At 66.4% G+C, this 21,430-nt stretch carries 20 protein-coding genes and 1 pseudogene; 13 read left to right on the top strand and 8 right to left on the bottom strand.

Features of this window, described 5'->3' with window-relative positions:
* Nucleotides 1–73: 73 nt before the first annotated feature.
* A complete protein-coding gene (locus tag BST28156_RS07680) occupies nt 74–304 on the top strand; it encodes a hypothetical protein (RefSeq protein ID WP_009687821.1) in 231 nt (76 codons plus the stop codon).
* Nucleotides 305–319: 15 nt separating this feature from the next.
* Here BST28156_RS07680 and BST28156_RS07685 read toward each other — a convergent pair whose 3' ends face one another.
* Nucleotides 320–1,021, bottom strand: coding sequence for an oxygen-binding di-iron domain-containing protein (locus tag BST28156_RS07685; protein WP_174901920.1), 702 nt, complete (start codon nt 1,019–1,021; stop codon nt 320–322).
* A gap of 221 nt (nt 1,022–1,242) precedes the next feature.
* Nucleotides 1,243–1,515, bottom strand: a pseudogene (locus tag BST28156_RS07690) (MFS transporter); the annotation flags it as partial.
* A gap of 14 nt (nt 1,516–1,529) precedes the next feature.
* Here BST28156_RS07690 and BST28156_RS07695 point away from each other — a divergent pair.
* Both BST28156_RS07695 and BST28156_RS07700 read left to right on the top strand, forming a co-directional pair.
* Nucleotides 1,530–2,717, top strand: a complete 1,188-nt coding sequence (locus BST28156_RS07695) for a hypothetical protein (RefSeq protein WP_174901921.1) — start codon at nt 1,530–1,532, stop codon at nt 2,715–2,717.
* Entirely contained in the window at nt 2,692–3,291 is a 600-nt protein-coding gene (locus tag BST28156_RS07700) for a hypothetical protein (RefSeq protein ID WP_155755106.1), read from the top strand. The genes BST28156_RS07695 and BST28156_RS07700 overlap by 26 nt, the downstream gene beginning before the upstream one ends.
* A 165-nt stretch (nt 3,292–3,456) precedes the next feature.
* Here the strand turns inward: BST28156_RS07700 and BST28156_RS07705 are convergent, their stop codons facing one another.
* The 3 genes from BST28156_RS07705 to BST28156_RS07715 all read right to left on the bottom strand — a co-directional run bounded on the left by BST28156_RS07705 (nt 3,457) and on the right by BST28156_RS07715 (nt 6,727).
* Complete coding sequence (locus BST28156_RS07705; protein WP_174901922.1) at nt 3,457–4,875, bottom strand: MFS transporter; 1,419 nt, start codon at nt 4,873–4,875, stop codon at nt 3,457–3,459.
* A gap of 140 nt (nt 4,876–5,015) precedes the next feature.
* Nucleotides 5,016–5,777 carry an ABC transporter permease gene (locus BST28156_RS07710; protein WP_060244475.1) on the bottom strand — a complete coding sequence of 254 codons (762 nt, stop codon included), beginning with the start codon at nt 5,775–5,777 and terminating at the stop codon, nt 5,016–5,018.
* Nucleotides 5,774–6,727: an ABC transporter ATP-binding protein gene (locus BST28156_RS07715; protein ID WP_059602475.1), complete on the bottom strand. Its 954-nt coding sequence runs from the start codon at nt 6,725–6,727 to the stop codon at nt 5,774–5,776. Before BST28156_RS07715 ends, BST28156_RS07710 begins: the two co-directional genes overlap by 4 nt.
* Before the next feature lie 173 nt (nt 6,728–6,900).
* Between BST28156_RS07715 and BST28156_RS07720 the strand changes: the two genes are divergently transcribed.
* The 9 genes from BST28156_RS07720 (at nt 6,901) to BST28156_RS07760 (ending at nt 15,911) form a co-directional block, all read left to right on the top strand.
* A complete protein-coding gene (locus BST28156_RS07720) occupies nt 6,901–7,116 on the top strand; it encodes a hypothetical protein (protein WP_155755040.1) in 216 nt (71 codons plus the stop codon).
* A 618-nt stretch (nt 7,117–7,734) separates the two neighbouring features.
* Nucleotides 7,735–9,348, top strand: a complete 1,614-nt coding sequence (locus BST28156_RS07725) for a DUF2957 domain-containing protein (protein ID WP_174901923.1) — start codon at nt 7,735–7,737, stop codon at nt 9,346–9,348.
* A gap of 72 nt (nt 9,349–9,420) precedes the next feature.
* A complete protein-coding gene (locus BST28156_RS07730; RefSeq protein ID WP_174901924.1) occupies nt 9,421–10,674 on the top strand; it encodes a DUF2957 domain-containing protein in 1,254 nt (417 codons plus the stop codon).
* A gap of 71 nt (nt 10,675–10,745) precedes the next feature.
* The gene (locus BST28156_RS07735; RefSeq protein WP_174901925.1) at nt 10,746–11,570 is read left to right on the top strand and encodes an OmpW/AlkL family protein; all 825 of its coding nucleotides are present in this window, start codon (nt 10,746–10,748) and stop codon (nt 11,568–11,570) included.
* A 122-nt stretch (nt 11,571–11,692) separates the two neighbouring features.
* A complete protein-coding gene (locus BST28156_RS07740; RefSeq protein ID WP_060244448.1) occupies nt 11,693–12,196 on the top strand; it encodes a PraA/PraB family alkane oxidation protein activator in 504 nt (167 codons plus the stop codon).
* A 236-nt stretch (nt 12,197–12,432) separates the two neighbouring features.
* On the top strand, nt 12,433–13,500 hold the full coding sequence (locus BST28156_RS07745) for a hypothetical protein (protein WP_174901926.1): 1,068 nt from the start codon (nt 12,433–12,435) through the stop codon (nt 13,498–13,500).
* Nucleotides 13,501–13,683: 183 nt separating this feature from the next.
* The gene (locus tag BST28156_RS07750) at nt 13,684–14,826 is read left to right on the top strand and encodes an MGDG synthase family glycosyltransferase (RefSeq protein ID WP_174901927.1); all 1,143 of its coding nucleotides are present in this window, start codon (nt 13,684–13,686) and stop codon (nt 14,824–14,826) included.
* Nucleotides 14,823–15,317, top strand: coding sequence for a hypothetical protein (locus BST28156_RS07755; RefSeq protein WP_174901928.1), 495 nt, complete (start codon nt 14,823–14,825; stop codon nt 15,315–15,317). The genes BST28156_RS07750 and BST28156_RS07755 overlap by 4 nt, the downstream gene beginning before the upstream one ends.
* Nucleotides 15,318–15,323: 6 nt before the next feature.
* A complete protein-coding gene (locus BST28156_RS07760; RefSeq protein ID WP_174901929.1) occupies nt 15,324–15,911 on the top strand; it encodes a dual specificity protein phosphatase family protein in 588 nt (195 codons plus the stop codon).
* An 87-nt stretch (nt 15,912–15,998) separates the two neighbouring features.
* Here BST28156_RS07760 and betA read toward each other — a convergent pair whose 3' ends face one another.
* From betA to betI, 3 genes are read right to left on the bottom strand one after another with little or no spacing between them, the layout of a single operon-like run.
* The gene (betA, locus tag BST28156_RS07765) at nt 15,999–17,699 is read right to left on the bottom strand and encodes a choline dehydrogenase (RefSeq protein ID WP_060244438.1); all 1,701 of its coding nucleotides are present in this window, start codon (nt 17,697–17,699) and stop codon (nt 15,999–16,001) included.
* A gap of 23 nt (nt 17,700–17,722) precedes the next feature.
* Complete coding sequence (gene betB / locus BST28156_RS07770; protein WP_174901930.1) at nt 17,723–19,192, bottom strand: betaine-aldehyde dehydrogenase; 1,470 nt, start codon at nt 19,190–19,192, stop codon at nt 17,723–17,725.
* A 32-nt stretch (nt 19,193–19,224) separates the two neighbouring features.
* Nucleotides 19,225–19,809, bottom strand: a complete 585-nt coding sequence (gene betI, locus BST28156_RS07775; RefSeq protein WP_060244436.1) for a transcriptional regulator BetI — start codon at nt 19,807–19,809, stop codon at nt 19,225–19,227.
* A gap of 718 nt (nt 19,810–20,527) precedes the next feature.
* Between betI and BST28156_RS07780 the strand changes: the two genes are divergently transcribed.
* Entirely contained in the window at nt 20,528–21,421 is an 894-nt protein-coding gene (locus BST28156_RS07780; RefSeq protein WP_174901931.1) for an alpha/beta fold hydrolase, read from the top strand.
* Nucleotides 21,422–21,430: the final 9 nt, after the last annotated feature.

A 21,430-nucleotide genomic window follows, 5' to 3' on the forward strand; every position in this document is an offset into this window, starting at 1 on the left:
TGCCGCCGGTCTCGCCGGGCCGGCGGGCAAAGCTGGTATGCTGACCGGCACCACGTTCATGCCGGAGGGCGTCATGGCCGCGAAGGAAGTCTCGAAGAAGAAGTATCTGAAGATCCTGAACAAGCGCCTGCGTGCCGAGCCGGATGCGCCGGCCGGCGTGTCGTTCGTCTTCTACCCGCCGGGGGCGAAGGCGAAGCACGCGACGGGCGTCGTTTCCAGCGAGCCGCGCAGCAAGCGCGAGCTGGCGATGATGGCCGCGATCCAGCGCAAGGCGGCCGAAGAGTTCGTCGTCACCGGCGCCTGAGCGGCGCGGGCGGCGCTACGCGGCGGCCGCGTCGCAATGCGCGATCGCGCCGGCGAGCACGCGCGGGATGTCGCGCGTGATGGCCGCGCCGTGCATCGGCAGGATGATGTCGAGCTCGAGCGCCTGAATTCGGCGCAGCGCAGCCGCCATGTGCGCGAGCGAGGGCAGATAGTCGGAGCGCCTGATCGAGTCGAGGATGACGGGCAGCGGATCGTCCGCGTCGTCGTCGCCGAAGCGCATCAGTATGTCTGACGATAGCAGCGCGCGGTAGGCCGGCAGATACACGACCATCGCATCCCACTGGTGCACGTGCTTGGTGAAGACCGGCACGATCTCGACGCCGGCGATCGTCGTCGGCTCGCCGTCCTTCAGCGGCTTCACGCGTACGCCGAACACGTCGGCCAGCCCGTGCGTGCAGATCGGATGGCCGTAGGCGACGAGCGCGGGATTGGCCGCCAGGAATTCGGGCAGCGCACCCATCTCGTCGGCCTCGAAATGCGGGACGACGACGCCCGTCACGCTCGACGGCGCGATGCCGACCATCGCGAGACTGTTGCGCAGCTGCGGAAAATTGGCGCGGGTGCCGGTTTCGATGCAGACGACCTCGCCGCTCGGCGAGCGGACGAAGAACTGGCTGAAGCCGAGGTTCAGCGCGTCGACATAGGTTGTCGCGCGAAACAGGCCGCTGCGGATTTCTTCGATGCGGGACGCGCTCATCGGGGTCACCTCGCATGGGCAGTGGGACGGGTGTCGGCGGAAACCGAAGCGCCGGTCCAGCGCCCGTTTCCGCCGATGACTTGCTTGCGAATGCGCCGCGTCACCTGCCTTCAACGGAGCGGGGCGAGGCGCGGCAGCCGCCGGCTATTGTAACGACGAATGCCGCCGCCCTGCGGGCGCAAAGGCGCGTTTGCGGCGCGCAGGCGCGCGCCGCGCCGCGGTCACGACACCTTGTCGGCCGTTGCCGGATAGCGGCCGCCGGCGGCATCGTCGCCCGTCGCGAGTTCTTCCAGCGCGAGCCCCTTCGTTTCGATCCCGAGCGTCCACACCGCGATCGCGGCCGCCGCGAACGACAGCGCGCCGAGCGTGAACACGCCGCCCTGGCCGAACACCGGCAGCACGACGCCCACGACGTAAGGCCCGATCAGCGAGCCGACGCGCCCGATCGCCGACGCGAAGCCCGAGCCCGTCGCGCGCGCGCCGGTGCCGTATAGAGCAGCGCCAGGCCATGACGTCGTGCGACCCGGCGCAACTGCCGATGCCGACGTACAAACCGGTGTTCATCGAGCGCGCGATCGGTAGCGCCACGGTGCGCTACGCCGGCTTTTCGATCACCTGCGCCAGCACCGGCTGTGCCGTCTACGGTCCGGTTCGGCGGGTCGACCAGTTCGTGCCTCGAGACGGGCTGGTTCGGTTCGACCCGGCGACGGTTGATCAGGTCTGCCACCCGGCGACGCGCAACGCTGCGGCGAAGTCCGCGGTGCCGTTGTTCAGCAGTCAGGGGAACTCCGCGCTCCATCTCGGCTACCTGATCCAGCAGACCGGCAATGCACGAGGCGCCTACCTCGACGAGACGCCAAAATTTCCGGAGATCACATTCGAGATAAAGACAGAGCAGCCTCCACCGTATCAATGGAAGTGGACGATCACGTGGGACGCGCAGGTGAGCGGACTTCGGGAGAAACCACGCGGCAAAAAGCTCAAAACCTTCTCGGATACCGGCTCGTTCTCGAGCAATGACAAAACCTGGCTCGCCGATCTGGGCGGGAAGATCTTGGGCGGCAAACTGGTGGTCGAGGTCACTGCAGGTACGGAGCAATTCCGACGCACGGTTTTTATCGTCGGCACAAACCCGAGCAAAGACGCTGTGCTCGAATTTTTGAAGACCCAGAAGGACGCCGTCGGCTTCGATCGTGTGATCAATCAGGAAAGTCACTACAAGAACTTCATCAATGCGGATCAGGAACCCGTCGTCGCCTTTGACAACGGGTACGGCATGACACAGATGACCAATCCAGCGCCTACTTACGAACAAGTGTGGAATTGGAAAGAGAATATCAAGGTGGGCATCAAGCTCTATCAAGAGAAGCAGGGGTATGCCAAGAAAGATTTGGCTGGTCATCCATATACCGAAGATCAACTGATCCGTGCGACGTTTTCTCGTTGGAATGGCAGCGTCTACTACCGGTGGGACGAATCATCGAACGCTTGGGTGCCGAATGGGACGATTATGTGCGATCCGGACACCAGCAACATTGGCTGGGATATGTCGAAAGATGCGAACAAGGATAAGACTGTGGAAGAATTGCACAAACGCGACAAGGACACATACAAGAGTGGGAAGGCAGGTCGTTCCGATGAACACGCTTGGATCTATTCGGGTATCTGTTATGCAGACCACATGGCGAACAATTAAGACGGCATTGTGTGGAATGGTTGTCGGCGCTTTTAGTGCCGTCGCGATTGCACAAACACCGGAGCCGCAGTATGTACAACTGAGCGCGGGACCGATTGTGCAGCAACATGCGCACCGGCTCGTCGTGACTGACGCGCGGCATGGAAAATTGCGGACCCTGGAGGTTCCTGGCGCGATACGGCGTGCATTGACGTCGTCATCGAGCGTCGCATTTCCAGCGGCGCGCTCCCGAATAATCGATGGGCATGAGTTCCTCATGGTGGTGATCAATCAATCGTCCAGCGACAATCCAACGGGCTACTGCGGGGCCGGCGAGGAAGGAACGCTTTACGTCCTTCGTTTAGATGGAAAACGCGCAGAACCTGTCTACTCGACGCTGGTGCAGAGCTGCATCAAGAACATCGACTTGTTCACCGATTCAGGGAACAAGTCTCCCTATCTTGCGATCGCTTGGACTGAGGCGGGAGACGATTTCCGTATTCACTGGGCGAATTACGCAAAACCAGAACCTCTTACACGACAGTATCGCTATGCGAATGGCACCTTCATTGTCGATAGCGAGCTTCCCAATTGACCCTGGAGCAAGATGGAGCGGGCGGGGAAGGCACTGTATTCGATGCGGGACGCGCTCGTCGGGGTCACCTCGCATGGGCAGTGGGGCGGGTGTCGGCGGAAACCGAAGCGCCGGTCCAGCGCCCGTTTCCGCCGATGACTTGCTTGCGAATGCGCCGTGCCGCGGTCACAACACCTTGTCGGCCGTTGCCGGATAGCGGCCGCCGGCCGCATCGTCGCCCGTCGCGAGTTCTTCCAGCGCGAGCCCCTTCGTTTCGATCCCGAGCGTCCACACCGCGATCGCGGCCGCCGCGAACGACAGCGCGCCGAGCGTGAACACGCCGCCCTGACCGAACACCGGCAGCACGACGCCTACCACGTAAGGCCCGATCAGCGAGCCGACGCGCCCGATCGCCGATGCGAAGCCCGAGCCCGTCGCGCGCGCGCCGGTGCCGTACAGTTCGGGCGTATACGTGTACAGCGCGGCCCACATCCCGAACAGGAAGAACTGCATCGCGAGGCCGGTGCCGATCAGCAGCGCCATGCTGCCGCCGTACAGTGCGCTTTGTCCGTACGCATACGCCATGATGCCGCCGCCGACCAGCGACGCGATGCAGGTCGGCTTGCGGCCCCAGCGCTCGACGAGCCACGCGGCGCACAGGAAGCCCGGCACGCCGCCGAGCGAGATCAGCACCGTGTAGAACACCGACTTCGTGACCTCGAAGCCGGCCTGCTGCAACAGCGCGCCGAGCCACGACGTGAGCCCGTAGAAGCCGAGCAGCGCGAAGAACCACAGCAGCCACACCATCGTCGTGCGGCGGCGATATGCGCCGCTCCAGATCTCGCGCAGCGCGCCGCGGCCGCGCGCGGCGATCGGCTCGGCGAGCCGCGACGGCGGCGGCAGCGTCGCGACGCCGGCCGAGCCCATCACCTTCGCCTCGATCGTGCGCATCACCGTGTCGGCTTCCGCGTGCCGGCCCGCGTGTTCGAGCCAGCGCGGCGATTCGGGCACGATGCGGCGCACCACCAGCACGAACACGGCCGGAATCGCGAGCAGCGCGAACACCGTGCGCCAGCCGAACTGCGGCAGCACGAAGTACGCGACGATGCCGGCCGTGATGAAGCCGAGCGGCCAGAAGCCGTCCATCAGCGCGATCAGGCGGCCGCGCTTCTCGGTCGGCACGAACTCGGACAGCAGCGTCTGCGCGACCGGGAATTCCATGCCCATGCCGATGCCGAGCAGCACGCGATAGACGATCAGCGCGTCGACGCTCTGCGCGGTCGAGCACAGGTACGACGCTGCGCCCCACAGCACCATGCTCCACTGGAACACGGGGCGGCGGCCGAAGCGGTCGGCGAGCAGGCCGGCGACGGCCGCGCCGAGCACCATGCCGAAGAAGCTCGCGCTCGCGACGAGGCCGGCGGCCGCGGTCGACAGCCCGAACTCCTTGCGGATCGAGCCCAGCACGAAGGTCATCGTGCCGAGATCGACCGAATCGAAGAAGAACGCGATCGCGATGATGAAGAAGATCCGCTTGTGATAGCCGGAGAACGGCAGGCGTTCGAGCCGGGCGGCGGCGGAGGCGGGAGCGGTGGCGGCGGGCATGGCGTCCTCTGAAGAAGGAAAGCCTCGAAGCGGGCGGCTTCAAGGCTTCGAGCATTCAGTAGACGCGACCACAAAAAGCCGCATTGGAGGAAAAGCGCCGCGGGCTTGAACAAATGCGTCATCGCCGCGGCGCGCGCCGGTCAGTTCTTCAGCTTGTAGCCGGTGCGGAACATCCACGCGACGATCGCGAGCAGGATCGCGAGGAACAGCGAGGTCGCGGCGAGGCTGATGCCGACGTGCACGTCCGCGAGCCCATAGAACGACCAGCGGAAGCCGCTGATCAGGTACACGATCGGATTGAACAGCGTGACGACGCGCCATACCGGCGGCAGCATGTCGACCGAATAGAAGCTGCCGCCGAGGAACGTGAGCGGCGTGATGATCAGCAGCGGCACGAGCTGCAGCTTCTCGAAGCTGTCGGCCCAGATGCCGATCACGAAGCCGAACAGGCTGAACGTGATCGACGTCAGCACCAGGAACAGCACCATCCAGAACGGATGCAGGATGTGCAGCGGCACGAACAGGCCGGCGGTCGCGAGGATGATCAGGCCGAGCAGCATCGACTTCGACGCGGCCGCGCCGACATACGCGATCACGATCTCCCAGTACGACACGGGCGCGGACAGGATCTCGTAGATCGTGCCGGTGAAGCGCGGGAAGTAGATGCCGAACGACGCGTTCGAGATGCTCTGCGACAGCAGCGACAGCATCACGAGGCCCGGCACGATGAACGAGCCGTAGCCGATGCCGTTCACGTCGCTGATGCGCGAGCCGATCGCCGAGCCGAACACGACGAAGTACAGCGACGTCGAGATCACCGGCGCGATGATGCTCTGCATCAGCGTGCGGCGCGTGCGGGCCATTTCGGCGCGATAGATCGCGCGGATCGCCTGGAGATTCATCGGGTCTGGGCCTCTTGTGCGCCGTTGCGGCGGTTGTCGATCAGGCTGACGAAAATATCCTCGAGCGAGCTCTGCGTCGTATGCAGGTCGCGAAAGCCGATGCCGGATGCGCCCAGCGCATTGATCAGCTTCGCGATGCTCGCGTCGTCGCGCTGCGAGTCGTAGGTGTAGACGAGCGCGGCGCCGTCGTCCGCGCGTTCGAGCGCGAACGGCGCGAGTTCGGCCGGCACCGTCGCGAGCGGATGTTCGAGCTGCACGGTCAGCTGCTTCTTGCCGAGCTTGCGCATCAGCTCGCGCTTTTCCTCGACCAGCACGAGCTCGCCGCCGAGGATGATGCCGATCCGGTCGGCCATCTCCTCGGCTTCCTCGATGTAGTGCGTGGTCAGCACGATCGTCACGCCGTCGTCGCGCAGCGTATCGACGAGCTTCCACATGTCGCGGCGCAGCTCGACGTCGACGCCGGCGGTCGGTTCGTCGAGGAACAGGATGCGCGGCTCGTGCGACAGCGCCTTGGCGATCATCACGCGGCGCTTCATGCCGCCCGACAGCGTCATCAGCTTGTTGTCGCGCTTGTCCCACAGCGACAGCGCCTTCAGCGTCTTCTCGATGTATGCGGGATCGGGCGCCTTGCCGAACAGGCCGCGGCTGAACGACACGGTCGCCCAGACGGTCTCGAACGCGTCGGTCGTCAGTTCCTGCGGCACGAGGCCGATCATTTCGCGGGCCGCGCGATACGCATCGCGGATGTCGTGGCCGCCGACCGTCACGCGGCCTTCGGTCGGCGTGACGATCCCGCAGATCGAGCCGATCAGCGTGGTCTTGCCGGCGCCGTTCGGCCCGAGCAGCGCGAAGATCTCGCCGGGGCGGATGTCGAGGGTCACGTGCTTCAGCGCCTGGAAGCCGGACGCGTAAGTCTTCGAGAGGTCGGAAACGGACAGGATCGGTTGCATGCTCACGGATGGCACGGCCGGCCGACAGCGCGGCGCCAGTCGTGCAGGCCCGGCTTCACGGCCGCGGGGAGGCGGGCGAAATCGGGCGCGGCATGGCGGGCAGGCGTCATGTCGAACGGTGCAGGGTGCGGAATCGCGGGACCGCCATCTTAGCAATCGGAAGATCGAAATGCATGCTGGTGGAAAGGCGGCGGCGCGTGCGTGCGGGATTTGCTCGAAATATCGGGCGTGCGTTGAGTGCTGCGGTTTTTTATTCAAATGAGGCGAACAATATGCATCGATTCGTGCCGATCGACGCAGGCCCCGCGTCTTGCGCACCGGCGGCGCACCGCGGCCGGCCGACTGTGCTGCCCGGCAGTCATGGCACGCTGGCGATCGTCGACGTGTAAGCTTGCGCCGCGGCAGGTCCGACAGCCGGCGCGGGCCGCCCGGTCGGGCTGCGCGCGGTGCGTGCGCGACCAATCAAACGCCTGTTATACCGGCTGGATATTTGTCTGAGCAAACAAAATGTAGGCTGTTTGAAAATCTGTCAAAGGCCACGCAAGGACAGGGATTGCGCGATCCCGCCCGTTTGGAACTCTGCATCCATTTACTTGTGCGTATCGTCCGATCATAGTTTGCCGAACGACGCATCACGATAACGAATCAAGCGTACGTACGGAGACCATCCATGACACGCGCATCCACGAGGCCAGCCGGACTGCCGTTTTCCGTTTTTTCCGTTTCTTCCACGAATGCGGGCGCGACGCGAGTCGCGCGCCCGCGCTGCCGCAGCGCCGCCTAGTGGCGAATCCGATTCCGTTCTGACGTTCCGACGGCGCCGTACCGATGACGGCGCCGCGGGAACGCGCACGCGCCGTTCCGCCGTCGTCGCTCATGCGGCATGACAGGTGCCGGCCGCGTCGCGCACACCGTCATGCGCCGCGCGCGGGCGACGGCGCGATACCAACCGGCGGGCCATGCAGCTCGCCCGGACGAGACCTGTCGTACCCGAAAAGGAGGGGTTGATGATCTGTATTCCTGAATGGCGAAAGGCGATCCTGTCGTGCGCGGTGCTGGCGATGCCGTTCGTCGCCGGCTGCGGCGGCGGCGACGATCCGGGGCCGATCAACGTGCCGCAGTGCTCGGGCAGCGCATGCGGGCCGAGCGGCCCGATCACGACGCCGCCCGTGGTCAACAAGCTGTGCCCCGACGCGCTCGACTACACGACGACCTACACGGGCGGGGCCGGCAGCGGCGAATACGTGAAGGTGAAGTTCGACACGACGAAGCTCACCTACCAGCTGCAGTTCCTCGAATCGTCGGTGCCGACCTCGGCGGGGCAGGTCAACGACACGCGCGCGGGCCTGACGATCAGCGGGACGTTCCATCATCCGACCAATCTGCCGACGGCCGAGCAGAATCGCTGCGCATTCGTGCTGGACAACGGCGCGACGAGCGACGGCGCGTATTCGGTGACGATCAACCGCGCCGACCCGCCGATGCTGTTCGTCGGCAACGGCGTGGTCGGCGGCGGGATTCCGGGCGCGACGATCGCGTTCGCGGGGCTGGAAGTCGTGCCGGGCGTGTTCCTCGGCACGGTGCCGTCGCGCACGTTCGACTTCTATCCGTTCATCGGCTTCGTCGAAACGGAAACCGACTTCTCGAAGGTCGCGGGCAATTACAACGAGGTCGGCATTCATCTGTCGCCGCTCGGCGGCGCTGCGCAGAGTGCGGCCGGATTGGTCGGCTGGGAGCCGGACGTCGTCAACTGGAACCAGACGTTCAACGCGGACGGTTCGTGCACGATCACGCCGGGCAGCGACTACTCGTGCCAGACGACCGGCACGCCGTGGACGCTGCGCAAGAACGCGGACGGATCGGCCGACAACGTGTTCGTGAGCCACCCGGTGCCGAACGCGTTCGGGCTGCCCGTGTATCCGATGGCAGGGCAGGCGGCGAACCTGATGATTCTTTCGCCGAGCCAGGCGAAGGGCATCATGATCGTCGGCAAGCTGAACGGCGTGCTGGTGCCGGTCGTGATTCGGGTCGGCTATACGTATGTCGATGCGTCCAATCCGCTCGCGTCGGTCGGCGATGCCGAAGTCGGGATCTCGATGCTGTCGCCGACCACCGCGATTGCCGCGAATTCGCTGAAGGGCGGCTACATCGGCGCGACCAGCGCATCCGCATGCGGCGTCGTGGTGTCCGGCGGCGAGGTGAACTCCTTTGCCATGGCGGGGCCGAGCTTCGATCCGAACGTGCCGCACCCGGACCTGCCGGGACGCTTCGTCAACGGCAGCTTCATGCCGGAAGCGGGCACCTGCAACGACGGCACCGCGGTATCGACGATCGCCGCGAACTACACGTCGACGCTGTTCCAGGGCAATACGGCGGCCTTCATCGATCCGCAGACGTCGTCGGTGACCTCGCAGTTCACGCTCGACTACACGCAGGCCACGCCCGGCAAGGTCAAGGTCACGGCCACGCAGGACTTCAACGCGAAGGGCGCGAACGGCGACGTGGCGATCTTCAGCAAGGGCGATACGGGCTGGATCGTGACGGCCGGCAACGTCTACGCGATGGTCGTCAACAACAGCAAGGTCAACCCGTTCTTCACGGTCGGCGCGTTCGTGCAGTAACGGCGTACCGGACACGGACTACCGGCGGCGCAGGCGTCGCCGCCGGCGAATCGATATTCAAGAGGATTCCCTATGAATGTGAAGCATTGGATGGCCGCGGCGACGCTCGCGCCCGTGCTGGCCGCCTGCGGCGGCGACGGCGACCCGCCGCCCGCGCCGGTGGTGCGGCTGTGTCCGCAGGCGATCGACTACAACACGGTGTTCATCGGCGGGTCGGGATCCGGCGAACTCGTCAAGGTGCAGCTCGACACGACGAAGATGACCTACCGGATGACCTACCTCGCGTCGCCGGTGCCGGTCACGACCGGCACCGTGCAGCCCACGCGCGACGCAGCGCCCGCCAACGTGGTCGACGGCACGCTGGTCGACGAGACCGGCCTGCCGACCGTCAAGCTGAACCAGTGCACGTTCCGGATGCAGAACGCGAGCCTCGACCCGAACCGGCCCGCGCGGCTGTTCCTCGGCGAAGGCGTGCTGGGCGGCGCGATCCCCGGCGCGACGATCCAGTTCGACGGCGTGATCGGCGTTGGCCGGATTCCGAAGACGACGTTCCCGTACTACCCGTTCATCAGCTTCTCGTCGCTGGAAACCGACCTGACCAAGATCGCCGGCACCTACAACCAGCTCGGCTATCACCAGGTGCCGTCGCAGAACTTCCAGCCGGTCGCGCTCGACCAGCAGGTGACGATCCACGCGGACGGCAGCTACGTCGAGACCGACAACTTCGGCAAGAAGAACGGCGGCCAGCCGCTGGCATCGAGCGCGACCGCGAACCAGCCGTTCACGCTGCGCACCGATGCGCCGGCGTTCCAGTCGCTGAACTACCAGCCGCAGATTGCGCCGACGCTCGCCGCGCTCGATCCGGCGAAGGCCGGCAAGGGGATCCTGATCGTCGGCCGGCTGCGCAACCAGCTCGTGCCGATCTTCATCCGCACCGGTGCGGCGAATGCGGATCTCACGCAGGGCGCGCCGAGCGCGGACGACGAATCGGGCATCTCGTTCCTGAGCCCGCAGACGGTCATCGCGTCCGGTTCGCAGAACGGCGAGTACACGGGCGTCGACAGCGCGTTCGACTACCGCGCGACCGCGCTGGTCGGCGCGCAGGCGACGCTGCTCGATCCGTTCGACGCGTCGCAGGCCGCGCTCGCGCGCGCGCTGAACCTCGACTACACGCAGAAGGTGCCGGGCGTCGTCACGACCGTGCATGCGGACGCGGCGTCGGGGCCGGCGACCGGCAAGTTCGTGTTCACCGGCGGCGTGTTCGGCTTCCTCGACATGAACGATGCGAGCAATCCGTACTTCACGGTCGGCGCGTTCGTGCAGTGAGCGCATGGATGGAGACACGGCGGCGCCGCGCGCAGGTGCGCGGCGCCCGGACAGAACGAGGGGGAGACCTCATGAAGAAGCTGATAGTCGCGGGTGTCGTCGCAGGCGCGTCGACGCTCGCATCGGCCCAGCAGGCGGGCGACAACGTCGCGACGCTCGGGTGGCTGCACATCATGCCGCAGGATTCGACCAACGGCCTGACGACGAATCTCGCGAACATGCCGATCAACGGGCCGCTGCGGCTGCCGGGTTCGTTTACGTCGCCGGGCACGAGCCTGACGGTCAACAACGCCGATACGGTCGGCCTCACGCTCACGCACTTCTTTACCGACCATATCGCGGTCACGTCGGTGCTCGGCGTGCCGCCGGAGTTCACGCTGACCGGGCACGGCGTGATCCGGCCGCCGGGCCCGGCCGGCGCGCTCGGCAGCGTCGACATGGACAAGTCGGCGAACCAGCCGGCCGTGAAGAACGCGCGGCAGTGGAGCCCGACCGTGATCCTGCAGTACTACTTCAATTCGCCGACCGCGAAGTTCCGGCCGTTCGTCGGGATCGGCGTGGCCTACAGCTGGTTCAGCAACATCGAGCTGAACGGCAACTTCGCGAAGGACATCAACGAGAACCTCGGCAGCGTGCTCGCGGCGGGCGCCGACAAGCCGGGGCCGACGTCGGTCGAGGGCAAGGCGTCGTCGTCGTTCACGCCGGTCTACAACATCGGCGCGAGCTACGCGATCGACAAGCACTGGGGTTTGACGGCGACGCTCACCTACATGCCGCTGAAGACCTATTCGTCGCTCGTGATCCGCGCCGCCGACGGCTCGACGCTCGCGACCACGCGCACGCGGCTGAAGGCCGATCCGCTGATCACGTTCGTCGGGATTTCCTACAAGTTCTGAGCCGACCGGCGCGCATGACGCGCGCCGGCGGCTTCCTGCGACCGGCCGGCCGGTGTCGTTGCGGCCGGAGGGGCGCGTTCCCGGCGGCGTGCCGCCGTTCATGAAGAGAGGGGGCAGTTCGAATGAGCATTCGTCCAATCGTTTCGCTTGTTGCGGCAGCCGCGTTGAGCGTGGCCGCCGCCGCACCCGCGTTCGCGGTCACCGTGTCGCGCGCCGACGGCCAGCCGATGAATCCGAACGGCGAACCGTTTTCCGCATCGGGCCTGACGACCCTCGCCAAGGGGGCGATCAACGCGAATTGCAACGCGACGTTCAACGGCACGATCACCGCGACGGGCATCGTCAACATCACGTCGACGACGTTTTCCGGCGGACCGACGTGCGGGCTGATCAGCGGCAGCGCGAGCAGCACGACGCCGTGGACGGGCCAGGCCGACAGCACGACGCAGCTGTCGATCAACAACGCGAAGGTGACCGTTTCGCTGCTCGGTGCATGCGGGCCGAGCAAGATCGTGACGACGTGGAGCGATCCGAACTCGTCGCTGACGTTCAACAACGCGCTGCTGACGCCGGACTGCACGGTGAGCGGCACGGTCGCGACGTCGCCGAAATTCCACGTGCAGTAAGCGTCGCGGATCGGGGCCGGACGGCTGCCATTCGAGGGCCGTGATGCAGGCGCGGTGGGCGTCCGCTGCCTCGATCTCCGACGGGTTGGTGTCGTCGCGCGTTGCGGCGCGACGGCCGGCCGCGTGGGCCGCGATCCGGCGCGCGCGGTCGTGCGGCGGCCGGTGCGTGATCGCGCACCGGCCGAAGCGACTGAAACGGCGCGATGCCGATCTGCCAGAACCCTCCCGGACGAACCATGATCACCGACCCGAAGCAGGACGGCGACACCCGCGGCGCGCTGCCCGACCGGTTGCGCACGGCCGCGTGGCTGCAATACCTGATCGACCGTCTCGACGATGCGGCCGGCGTTGCGTCGATCGACGCGCGTTCGCGCGCCGGCCTGTCTCGCGATGCGGCCGCCGTGCTGCACGAACTGGCGCCGTGGCTCGCGACGGACGGCAGCGGCTGCGCCTGCGCGCGCGACGACGCGTGCACGCATGTGCCGGACGCGCAGCGGCTCGCGCAGGCGGAGCGTTGCTGCCCGGGATCGCGCACGGTGTACGACTCGGCGTACGGCGTGGTCGATGCGTGGTCGTTCGACGATCCCGAGACCGGCTGGGCCGCGCTCGAGCGGATTGCGGACGGCGTCGGCAATGGCGACGAGACGGCCGCACACGATGCGGACCATGAGCGCGGGCGAGATGCCGCACCGCCGGCGAAGCATCCGGCGGAACGACGCATCGCCGTGGCGACGGCCGGCGTGCAGCCGTCGACGCGCCCCGGCGCGCTGATCGATGCGGTCGTGCTGCGCGTCTGCGGTCCGCGCGACGACGCCTCGCGCATCGACGAGCTGGCCGCGCTGGCGACGTTCTCCGCTGCGCTGGCGGCCGGCGACGCGATCTCGCTCGCGGCGTATGGCGGCGCGCACAACCTCGTCGCGCGCGCGATCCGCACGCGTCGCGCCGATCTCGCGTCGGTGGACGGCCTGCTGGCGTCGCTGTCCGTGTGCCGTCTCGATCGACTCGTCGGCGCCGGAAGCTTCTGGGCGTACTACCTGCTGGCAGGCGTCGCGATTGCAGCGCCGGGCGTCGTGCATGCGTTCGGGCGCCGCTTTTACGGCGACGCGTGGCGGGAATGGCTCGATACGGTGCTTGCCGGGCCCGCGGTCGGCTGCTTCGGGCCGCAGGAAGATGCCGCGTTCGAGCGGCTGCGCGGTGCGATGAGCCTGACGTCGCGCTGGAACCCGATCGTCCGGGCGAAGCGCCCGCGCACGCGGGCTGTCGCGATCGCGCCGTTCAGCCGCGACGACGTCGAGACGGACTGACGCGCATCGGCGGTTCCGTTCGATCCTGCGTGCGTCCGCGATCGGGCGGGACCGGCCTGCATTGCCCCGCTTGACGAGCGAGCGCCAAAGTATGCTCCAATGGCGGACATTCCCGGCACCGGATATCCATCCGACCGCAGCGCGGCCGCCGCCGGATCAGACAATTCGAAAACGGTCAGTCAGATGGCAAAGCAACGCAAGAAAATCCTGCTGCTGAGCGTCAGCGCGGGAGCCGGTCATACTCGCGCGGCCGAAGCGATCCGCGCGTTCGCGGACGATCATCCGGCCGGCATCGAGGCCACGCACCTCGACGTGATGGATTTCGTGTCCAGCGGCTTTCGCAAGCTGTACACCGATCTCTACATCAAGCTCGTCAGCAGCCAGCCGGCGCTGTGGGGCTATCTGTACCAGAAGACCGACGAGGTCGATCCCGCCGCGCCGTCGCAGAAGATCCGCCGCGCGATCGAGCGGCTCAACTGCCGGCAACTGCTCGCGGAAATCGAACGGCAGCGCCCGGACGCGATCGTCTGCACGCACTTCCTGCCGGCCGAGCTGCTGTCGCGCGAGATTCGCAAGGGGCGCGTCGATACGCCGGTGTGGGTGCAGGTGACCGACTTCGACCTGCACAGCATGTGGGTCGTGCCGAACATGCGCGGCTATTTCGCGGCCAACGACGAGATTGCGTGGCGCATGCGCGCGCGCGGGATGGCGCCCGACACGGTGCACGTCAGCGGCATCCCGATCATGCCGGCGTTCGGCCGGCCGCTCGATCGCGCCGCGTGCGCGGCCGAGTTCGGACTGGATCCGGCGAAGCCGACCTTCCTGATGATGTCCGGCGGCGCCGGTCTCGGCGGGCTCGACGTGCTGGCCGCGCGCCTGCTGGAGATGGACGCCGACTTCCAGCTGATCGCGCTGGCCGGCAAGAATCAGGCGATGCTGGCGTCGTTGCAGGCGCTCGCCGCGCAGCATCCCGCACGACTCTTTCCGCAGGGCTTCACGCACCACGTCGAGCGCCTGATGGCCTGCGCCGATCTCGTGATCACGAAGCCGGGCGGCCTGACGACGTCCGAGTGCCTCGCGATGCAGCTGCCGATGATCGTCAACTCGCCGATTCCCGGCCAGGAAGAGCGCAACGCGGATTTCCTGCTCGAACAGGGCGTCGCGCTGAAGGCGATCGACGACGATGCGCTCGTCTACCGGATTCGCGCGCTGCTGCAGGCGCCCGAGCGCCTCGCCGACATGCGCCGTCGGTTATTCCCGCTCGGGCGGCCGCAGGCCGGCCGCTTCGTGCTCGACCGCGTGCTGGGCCTGGAGCCGGCCGCATGAGCGGCGCGCGTTTCATGCCGACGCGCCACACGCTGTTCGTCGTCGCGTGGGTCGTGCTGCTCGCATTCTTCTTCGCGAACGTCGAGATCCAGATCGAAGGCAGCGCCGGCTGGGCCGCCAACCTGCCGACCTGGCGCATCGAGCATCACTGGCTGCTCGACATCTTCTGGGGCGGACGCCCGATGACGGGTTACCACGCGTGGGTGTTCCCGTTCGTCGCGCTGTTCTTCCACCTGCCGCCGGTCTTCAACGGGCGATGGTCGTGGCGCATCGAGGCGCGCATCGTCGCGTGCATCATGGTGTTCTGGCTGGTCGAGGATTTTCTGTGGTTCGTGCTGAACCCGGCCTACGGACTCGCGCGCTTCAACCCGGCCCACGTGCCGTGGCATATCCACTGGGTAGGCGTCGCGCCGACCGACTACTGGACGATGAGCGCCGCGGCGATCGTCCTGTTTTTCCTGTCCCGCGAGCGGCCATCCACTCCGAGCTGACCCACGATGAAGACTGCCATCGTTGCGATGATGACCGCCGCGCTCGCCGGCATCGTAGTGCCGGCCGATGCCGCGCCGACGCCGGCTTCCGGTGTACCGGCGCGGCCGCTGACCTGGGCGCTGGGCATGACCGACACACGCGTGAACAATCTTTACCGGATCACGCCTTCGCTGTACCGCAGCGCGCAGCTGTCGCGCGCCGACGTGCCGCAGCTGGAGAAGCTCGGCATTCGCAAGGTCATCAGCTTTCGCGCGTTCCACTCGGACGACAGCATCCTGGCCGGCACGCAGATCACGATGCTGCGGATTCCGATCAATACCTGGCACATTCGCGACCAGGACATGGTCGCGGCGCTCAAGGCATTGCGCACCGCGGACCAGGACGGCCCGGTGCTGATCCATTGCCAGCACGGCGCGGACCGCACCGGTCTCGTGTCGGCGCTGTATCGCGTCGTGTACCAGGGCTGGACGCGCGAGCAGGCGCTCGACGAGCTGCAGCATGGCGGATACGGGTTCCATCCGGTCTGGCGGAACATCGCGTCCTACCTGCAGAACGTCGACGTCGCGAAGCTGCGGCGCGAGGTCGACGAATGAGCCGCAAAAAAGAACGCCGCCGACTGCGGGAGTCGGCGGCGTCCTGATGGAGCGACGGCGTGCGAGGGCGGCCGCCCCCGCCGTCGGTCAGACCGTTTCCGGCTGGCGCACGGCCTTCGCGACATTGCGCGCCGGTGCGCCGTTCGCGACGAAATACGGCACGTTCGCGCGTTCGAGCGGCTTGCGGCCGCGGATCCGGTCCGCGATCTTCTCGGCGATCATGATCGTCGGTGCATTGAGGTTGCCGGTCGTGATGATCGGCATGATCGACGCATCGACCACGCGCAGCCCGTCGAGCCCGTGCACGCGGCCTTCGTCGTCGACCACGGCCATGTCGTCGTAGCCCATCTTGCACGAGCACGACGGATGGAACGCGGTTTCCGCGCGGGCGCGCACGAACGCGTCGAGTTCCTTGTCGGTCTTGCACTCGGCGCCCGGGTTCAGCTCGCGACCGCGATAGCGGTCGAGCGCCGGCTGCCGCATGATCTCGCGCGTCGCGCGGATCGCATCGCGGAACTCGCGCCAGTCGAGCGCTTCGGCCATGTAGTTGAACAGGATGCTCGGATGGTCGTTCGGGTCGCGCGAGCGCAGCTTCACGCGGCCGCGGCTCGGCGAGCGCATCGAGCCGACGTGCGCCTGGAAGCCGTGCATCTCGATCGCGTTCGAGCCGTTGTAGTTGATCGCGACCGGCAGGAAGTGATACTGGATGTTCGGCCACAGATCGTCGTCGCGCGTGCGGATGAAGCCGCCTGCCTCGAAGTGGTTGCTCGCGCCGAGGCCGGTGCCGTTCAGCATCCATTCGAGGCCGATCTTCGGCTGGTTCCACCACTTGAGCGCCGGGTACAGCGACACCGGTTCCTTGCATTCGTACTGGATGTACATCTCCAGGTGGTCCTGCAGGTTCTGGCCGACGCCGGGCAGGTCGAGCACGACCGGAATGTCGAGTTCCTTCAGCCACGCGCCGGGGCCAACGCCCGAGCGCTGCAGCAACTGCGGCGACGCGATCGCGCCGCTGCACACCAGCACTTCGCGACGCGCATGCGCGCTCGCGCGCTCGTTGCCGCGCAGGTAGGTGACGCCCGACGCGCGCTTGCCGTCGAACAGGATGCGGTCGGCGAGCGCGTGCGTGACGATCTCGAGATTCGGCCGCGTCTTCGCCTGGTCGAGGTAGCCGCGCGCGGTGCTGGCGCGGCGGCCCTTCGGCGTGACGGTGCGGTCCATCGGGCCGAAGCCTTCCTGCTGGTAGCCGTTCAGGTCGTCGGTGCGCGGATAGCCGGCCTGCACGCCCGCGTCGACCATCGCCTCGAACAGCGGGTTCACGCCCGGCTTGCTGGTCGTCACCGACACGGGGCCGCTGCCGCCGTGATAGTCGTTCGGGCCGACGTCGCGCGTCTCGGCCTTCTTGAAGTACGGCAGGCAGTCGAGATACGTCCAGTTCTCGAGGCCCTTGTGCGTCGACCAGTTGTCGTAGTCGAGCGCGTTGCCGCGGATGTAGCACATCCCGTTGATCAGCGACGAGCCGCCGAGCCCCTTGCCGCGGCCGCATTCCATCCGGCGGTTGTCCATGTGCGGCTCGGGATCGGTTTCGTATGCCCAGTTGTAGCGGCGGCCCTGCAGCGGATAGGCGAGCGCCGCCGGCATCTGCGTGCGGAAGTCGAAGCGGTAGTCGGGCCCGCCCGCTTCGAGCAGCAGCACCGTCACATTCGGATCTTCCGTCAGGCGCGTCGCGAGCACGTTGCCCGCGGAACCGGCGCCGCAGATGATGTAGTCGTATTCGCGTGTCGTCATGACGGGGCGTCCTCCTTTAAGACTCAAAACACCGGGTTGTAGCGGCCGAGCTCGACCTGCACCGACTTGATCCGAGTGTAGTGCTCGAGCGTCGTGATGCCGTTCTCGCGTCCGACACCGGATTGCTTGTATCCGCCAACCGGCATCTCGGCCGGCGACTCGCCCCACGTGTTGATCCAGCAGATGCCGGCTTCGAGGCGATGGATCGTGCGGTGCGCGCGCGACAGGTTCTCGGTCACGACGCCGGCCGCGAGGCCGTAGTGCGTGTCGTTCGCGCGCGCGATCACTTCGTCCTCCGATTCGAAATCGAGGACGCTCATTACCGGCCCGAAGATTTCCTCGCGGACGATCTTCATGTCGTCGCGGCAGTCGCCGAACACGGTCGGCGCGACGTACTGGCCGCTGCCGAAGTGGCCGTCGGTCAGCCGCGTGCCGCCCGCGAGCAGCTTCGCGCCCTCGGCCTTGCCGCTCTCGATGAAGCCGAGCACCTTGTCGAGCTGCGCGGCCGATACGAGCGGGCCGAAGTTGGTGTCGGCATCGGTCGGCTTGCCGACGCGGATGCGCTTCACGCGTTCGAGCACCTTCTGCGTGAAGGCGTCCTTGATCGAGCGGTGCACGAACACGCGCGTGCCGTTCGTGCAGACCTGGCCCGAGCTGAAGAAGTTGGCGGTCACTGCGATGTCGGCCGCACGGTCGAGGTCGGCATCTTCGAACACGATCAGCGGCGACTTGCCGCCGAGCTCCATCGTCACTTCCTTCAGCGACGACGCGCCCGCGAGCGACATCACCTTCTTGCCGGTCTCGACGCCGCCGGTGAACGACACCTTCGCGATATCCGGATGGCCGGTGAGCAGCGCGCCGACCGAGCCGTCGCCCTGCACGACGTTGAACACGCCGGCCGGCACGCCGGCTTCCGTATAGATTTCCGCGAGCTTCAGCGCGCTCAGCGGCGTCACTTCGCTCGGCTTGAACACCATCGCGTTGCCGGCCGCGAGCGCGGGCGCGGTCTTCCAGCAGGCGATCTGGATCGGGTAGTTCCATGCGCCGATGCCCGCGCACACGCCGAGCGGTTCGCGGCGCGTGTAGACGAACGAGTCGGCGCGCAGCGGCACCTGCAGCCCCTCGATCGCGGTGGCGAGGCCTGCGTAGTACTCGATCACGTCCGCGCCGGTGACGATGTCGACCGCGAGCGTCTCGGCGATCGGCTTGCCGGTGTCGCGCGTTTCGAGCGCCGCGAGTTCGTCGTTGCGCTCGCGCAGCAGCTCGACCGCGCGGCGCAGGATGCGCGAGCGCTGCATCGCGGTCAGCGCCGCCCATTCGCGCTGACCTTCGCGTGCGGACGCGACCGCGCGGTCGACGTCGGCGGCGCTTGCCTGCTGCACCTGCGCGAGCAGTTCGCCGGTGGCGGGGTCGAAGCTGTCGAAAGTCTTGCCGCTGGTGGCGTCGACGTAACCGCCGCCGATGTAGAGGCGCTGCAAACCGTATACGGACATGAGGATCTCCTTGAGGGCGACTGTGTGCCGCGTCATGCGGACGCGAGCAGCAGGTCGATGTAATCGTGGGCGAGCTTCAGTGCCGCCCGGGTGTCGATCGGGCCGCCGGCGAGCGCGCCGCGCAGCCACAGGCCGTCGATCAGCGCGGCGAGGCCGCTGGCGGCTTCGCGCGCTTTCGCACGCGGCAAGGCCTTCGCGAATTCGGCGCACAGGTTCGAATGGAGGCGCCGTGTGTTGACGTGCTGCAGGCGCTTGAGCATCGGGTCGTGCATGCTCTGCGACCAGAACGCGAGCCAGGTCTTCATCACCGGTGCGCTGACCTGCGTGTCGTCGAAGTTCGCGGCGGCGATCGCGCGCAGCCGGGCCCGCGGATCCTTGCGGGCGCTCGTGCGGCGGCGCGTGGTGGCGGCCCACAGATCGCGCAGCACATGGCGCATCGTCGCTTCGAGCAGGCCGTTCTTGTCGCCGAAGTAGTGGCTGACGATGCCCGTCGAGATGTTCGCGCGCTGCGCGACCGACGCGAGCGTCGTGCCGGGCAGCCCCGCTTCGTCGATCGACCGCAGCGTGGCGTCGATCAACTGCGCGCGGCGAATCTCCCGCATTCCGACTTTCGGCATCGCGACTCCTTCGCCCGCACGGGCCGCCCATGGAAGTCGAGAGCTTAGCGGTTTTTTATTGATCGTTCAATCAACAAAAAATCGGGGTCGGAGGTGTCGGGCGATGTGACGAAGGCGGCCGAGCCGTTGCAAGCGGGAATTGTGCAGCTGCGGAAAAACGAATTGAAAGGATGTTAAATAAATTGAAGTTTGTTTAAAACGGATCGGGAAACAGTTCGTCCGAAGCGATGAAAAGGCGGATTTTGTTTTATTACACGGCGAAAGAATGTCGAAGATCTAAACATTATTCATGATATGAAAAGCTCGATTCCGTCGATGGGATTCGGTAATTTTCGGAAATACGTTTCAAGTGGGAGATTGAAACGTAGCAAGCTATTGAATTTAAAAGAGAGTTTGTGATTTATCGGGCAGTGACAAGCCGCTCGCAAACGATTGCGATCGCCTTTCGGAGGTTTCCGCCTACCATAAAAAATGCGCGGAAAATTTGAATCGGTCGTATTTCCCGTCGGAATAGAGGGAATCGTTGGAGCGACTTGAGTCAGTAATATTGTCCGTATTAGTATGGCGCCGCACTACGAGGAAAGAATCGATGCCGCCCGCGAATGCCGCGGTGGGCCGGCAACGCGCGTGAGCGGCATTCGCGCGGGAACCGCCGCGCACGATTGCGCACCTGCAGCATGACGCGACGTCGAGACGCCGCAGCCACCGGAGAACGACGATGCCGACCGAAAAACACGTAGTCCCGCTGCCGAATGGACTGAAGGTCTACGTCGAACGGAACGTGTTCGACCCGGCGTTCGACACGGCGATGCTCGTCAACGGCGCACTCGCGACGACGGCTTCGTTCGGGCAGACCGTCCAGTATCTCGGCGAGCGAATGAACACGATCTGCTTCGACCTGCCGTATGCGGGGCAGTCGCGTCAGCACAATCCGGGCTGCTTCATCCTGACGAAGGACGACGAAGCCGCGATCCTCCAGTATCTGGTCGAGCGTTTCGCGCCGGCGTTCCTGGTGTCGGTGTCGTGGGGCGGCGTCGCGTCGCTGTTCGCGCTCGCGCGCGGCTGCCCGAGCGTGCGGCGCGCGGCAATCTGCTCGTTCTCGCCGTTCCTGAACGACGCGATGGTCGACTACGTGACGCGTGCGCGCGACCACATCGCGGCCGGCGAGAACCTGCAGGCCGCGCAGTTGCTGAACGACACCGTCGGCCGCTACCTGCCGCGCATCATGAAGCTGTACAACTACCGCTACCTGACGCGCCTGCCGCGCGACGAGCAGGACCAGGTCGCGTTCCACGTCGACCAGATCCTGTCGCTGCAGCCCGAGCGCTACCTGAGCGAGTTCTCGAACATCGGCTGCGAACTGCTGTTCCTGAACGGCGAGCGCGACGACTACACGACGCCGGCCGACGTTCGCCAGCTCGCCGCGCACGTGCCGCGCGCGCGTTTCCAGACGATCGCCGACGCCGGCCATTTCCTCGACATCGAAGGCCGCGCGCAGCGCGAGCGCACGCGCGCGGCGCTGCTCGGCTTCTTCTGCGACGCGCCGCCCGCGGCGGCCGGCATCAACTTCGGCGCGTGCATGCCGGCGCCGATGCCCGCGCTGTCGTCGTGACGCCGCGCG

The sequence above is a fragment of the Burkholderia pseudomultivorans genome, from assembly GCF_902499075.1.
GTDB lineage: Bacteria > Pseudomonadota > Gammaproteobacteria > Burkholderiales > Burkholderiaceae > Burkholderia > Burkholderia pseudomultivorans.

Coding starts and splice junctions, on each gene's coding strand:
- BST28156_RS07695 (WP_174901921.1), top strand. CDS start 1,530: ATGACGTCGTGCGACCCGGCGCAACTGCCGATGCCGACGTACAAACCG.
- BST28156_RS07750 (WP_174901927.1), top strand. CDS start 13,684: ATGGCAAAGCAACGCAAGAAAATCCTGCTGCTGAGCGTCAGCGCGGGA.
- BST28156_RS07705 (WP_174901922.1), bottom strand. CDS start 4,875: ATGCCCGCCGCCACCGCTCCCGCCTCCGCCGCCGCCCGGCTCGAACGC.
- BST28156_RS07755 (WP_174901928.1), top strand. CDS start 14,823: ATGAGCGGCGCGCGTTTCATGCCGACGCGCCACACGCTGTTCGTCGTC.
- BST28156_RS07680 (WP_009687821.1), top strand. CDS start 74: ATGGCCGCGAAGGAAGTCTCGAAGAAGAAGTATCTGAAGATCCTGAAC.
- BST28156_RS07745 (WP_174901926.1), top strand. CDS start 12,433: ATGATCACCGACCCGAAGCAGGACGGCGACACCCGCGGCGCGCTGCCC.
- BST28156_RS07725 (WP_174901923.1), top strand. CDS start 7,735: ATGATCTGTATTCCTGAATGGCGAAAGGCGATCCTGTCGTGCGCGGTG.
- BST28156_RS07685 (WP_174901920.1), bottom strand. CDS start 1,021: ATGAGCGCGTCCCGCATCGAAGAAATCCGCAGCGGCCTGTTTCGCGCG.
- BST28156_RS07715 (WP_059602475.1), bottom strand. CDS start 6,727: ATGCAACCGATCCTGTCCGTTTCCGACCTCTCGAAGACTTACGCGTCC.
- betI (WP_060244436.1), bottom strand. CDS start 19,809: ATGCCGAAAGTCGGAATGCGGGAGATTCGCCGCGCGCAGTTGATCGAC.
- BST28156_RS07740 (WP_060244448.1), top strand. CDS start 11,693: ATGAGCATTCGTCCAATCGTTTCGCTTGTTGCGGCAGCCGCGTTGAGC.
- BST28156_RS07720 (WP_155755040.1), top strand. CDS start 6,901: ATGCTGGTGGAAAGGCGGCGGCGCGTGCGTGCGGGATTTGCTCGAAAT.
- BST28156_RS07780 (WP_174901931.1), top strand. CDS start 20,528: ATGCCGACCGAAAAACACGTAGTCCCGCTGCCGAATGGACTGAAGGTC.
- BST28156_RS07735 (WP_174901925.1), top strand. CDS start 10,746: ATGAAGAAGCTGATAGTCGCGGGTGTCGTCGCAGGCGCGTCGACGCTC.
- betA (WP_060244438.1), bottom strand. CDS start 17,699: ATGACGACACGCGAATACGACTACATCATCTGCGGCGCCGGTTCCGCG.
- betB (WP_174901930.1), bottom strand. CDS start 19,192: ATGTCCGTATACGGTTTGCAGCGCCTCTACATCGGCGGCGGTTACGTC.
- BST28156_RS07710 (WP_060244475.1), bottom strand. CDS start 5,777: ATGAATCTCCAGGCGATCCGCGCGATCTATCGCGCCGAAATGGCCCGC.
- BST28156_RS07700 (WP_155755106.1), top strand. CDS start 2,692: ATGCAGACCACATGGCGAACAATTAAGACGGCATTGTGTGGAATGGTT.
- BST28156_RS07730 (WP_174901924.1), top strand. CDS start 9,421: ATGAATGTGAAGCATTGGATGGCCGCGGCGACGCTCGCGCCCGTGCTG.
- BST28156_RS07760 (WP_174901929.1), top strand. CDS start 15,324: ATGAAGACTGCCATCGTTGCGATGATGACCGCCGCGCTCGCCGGCATC.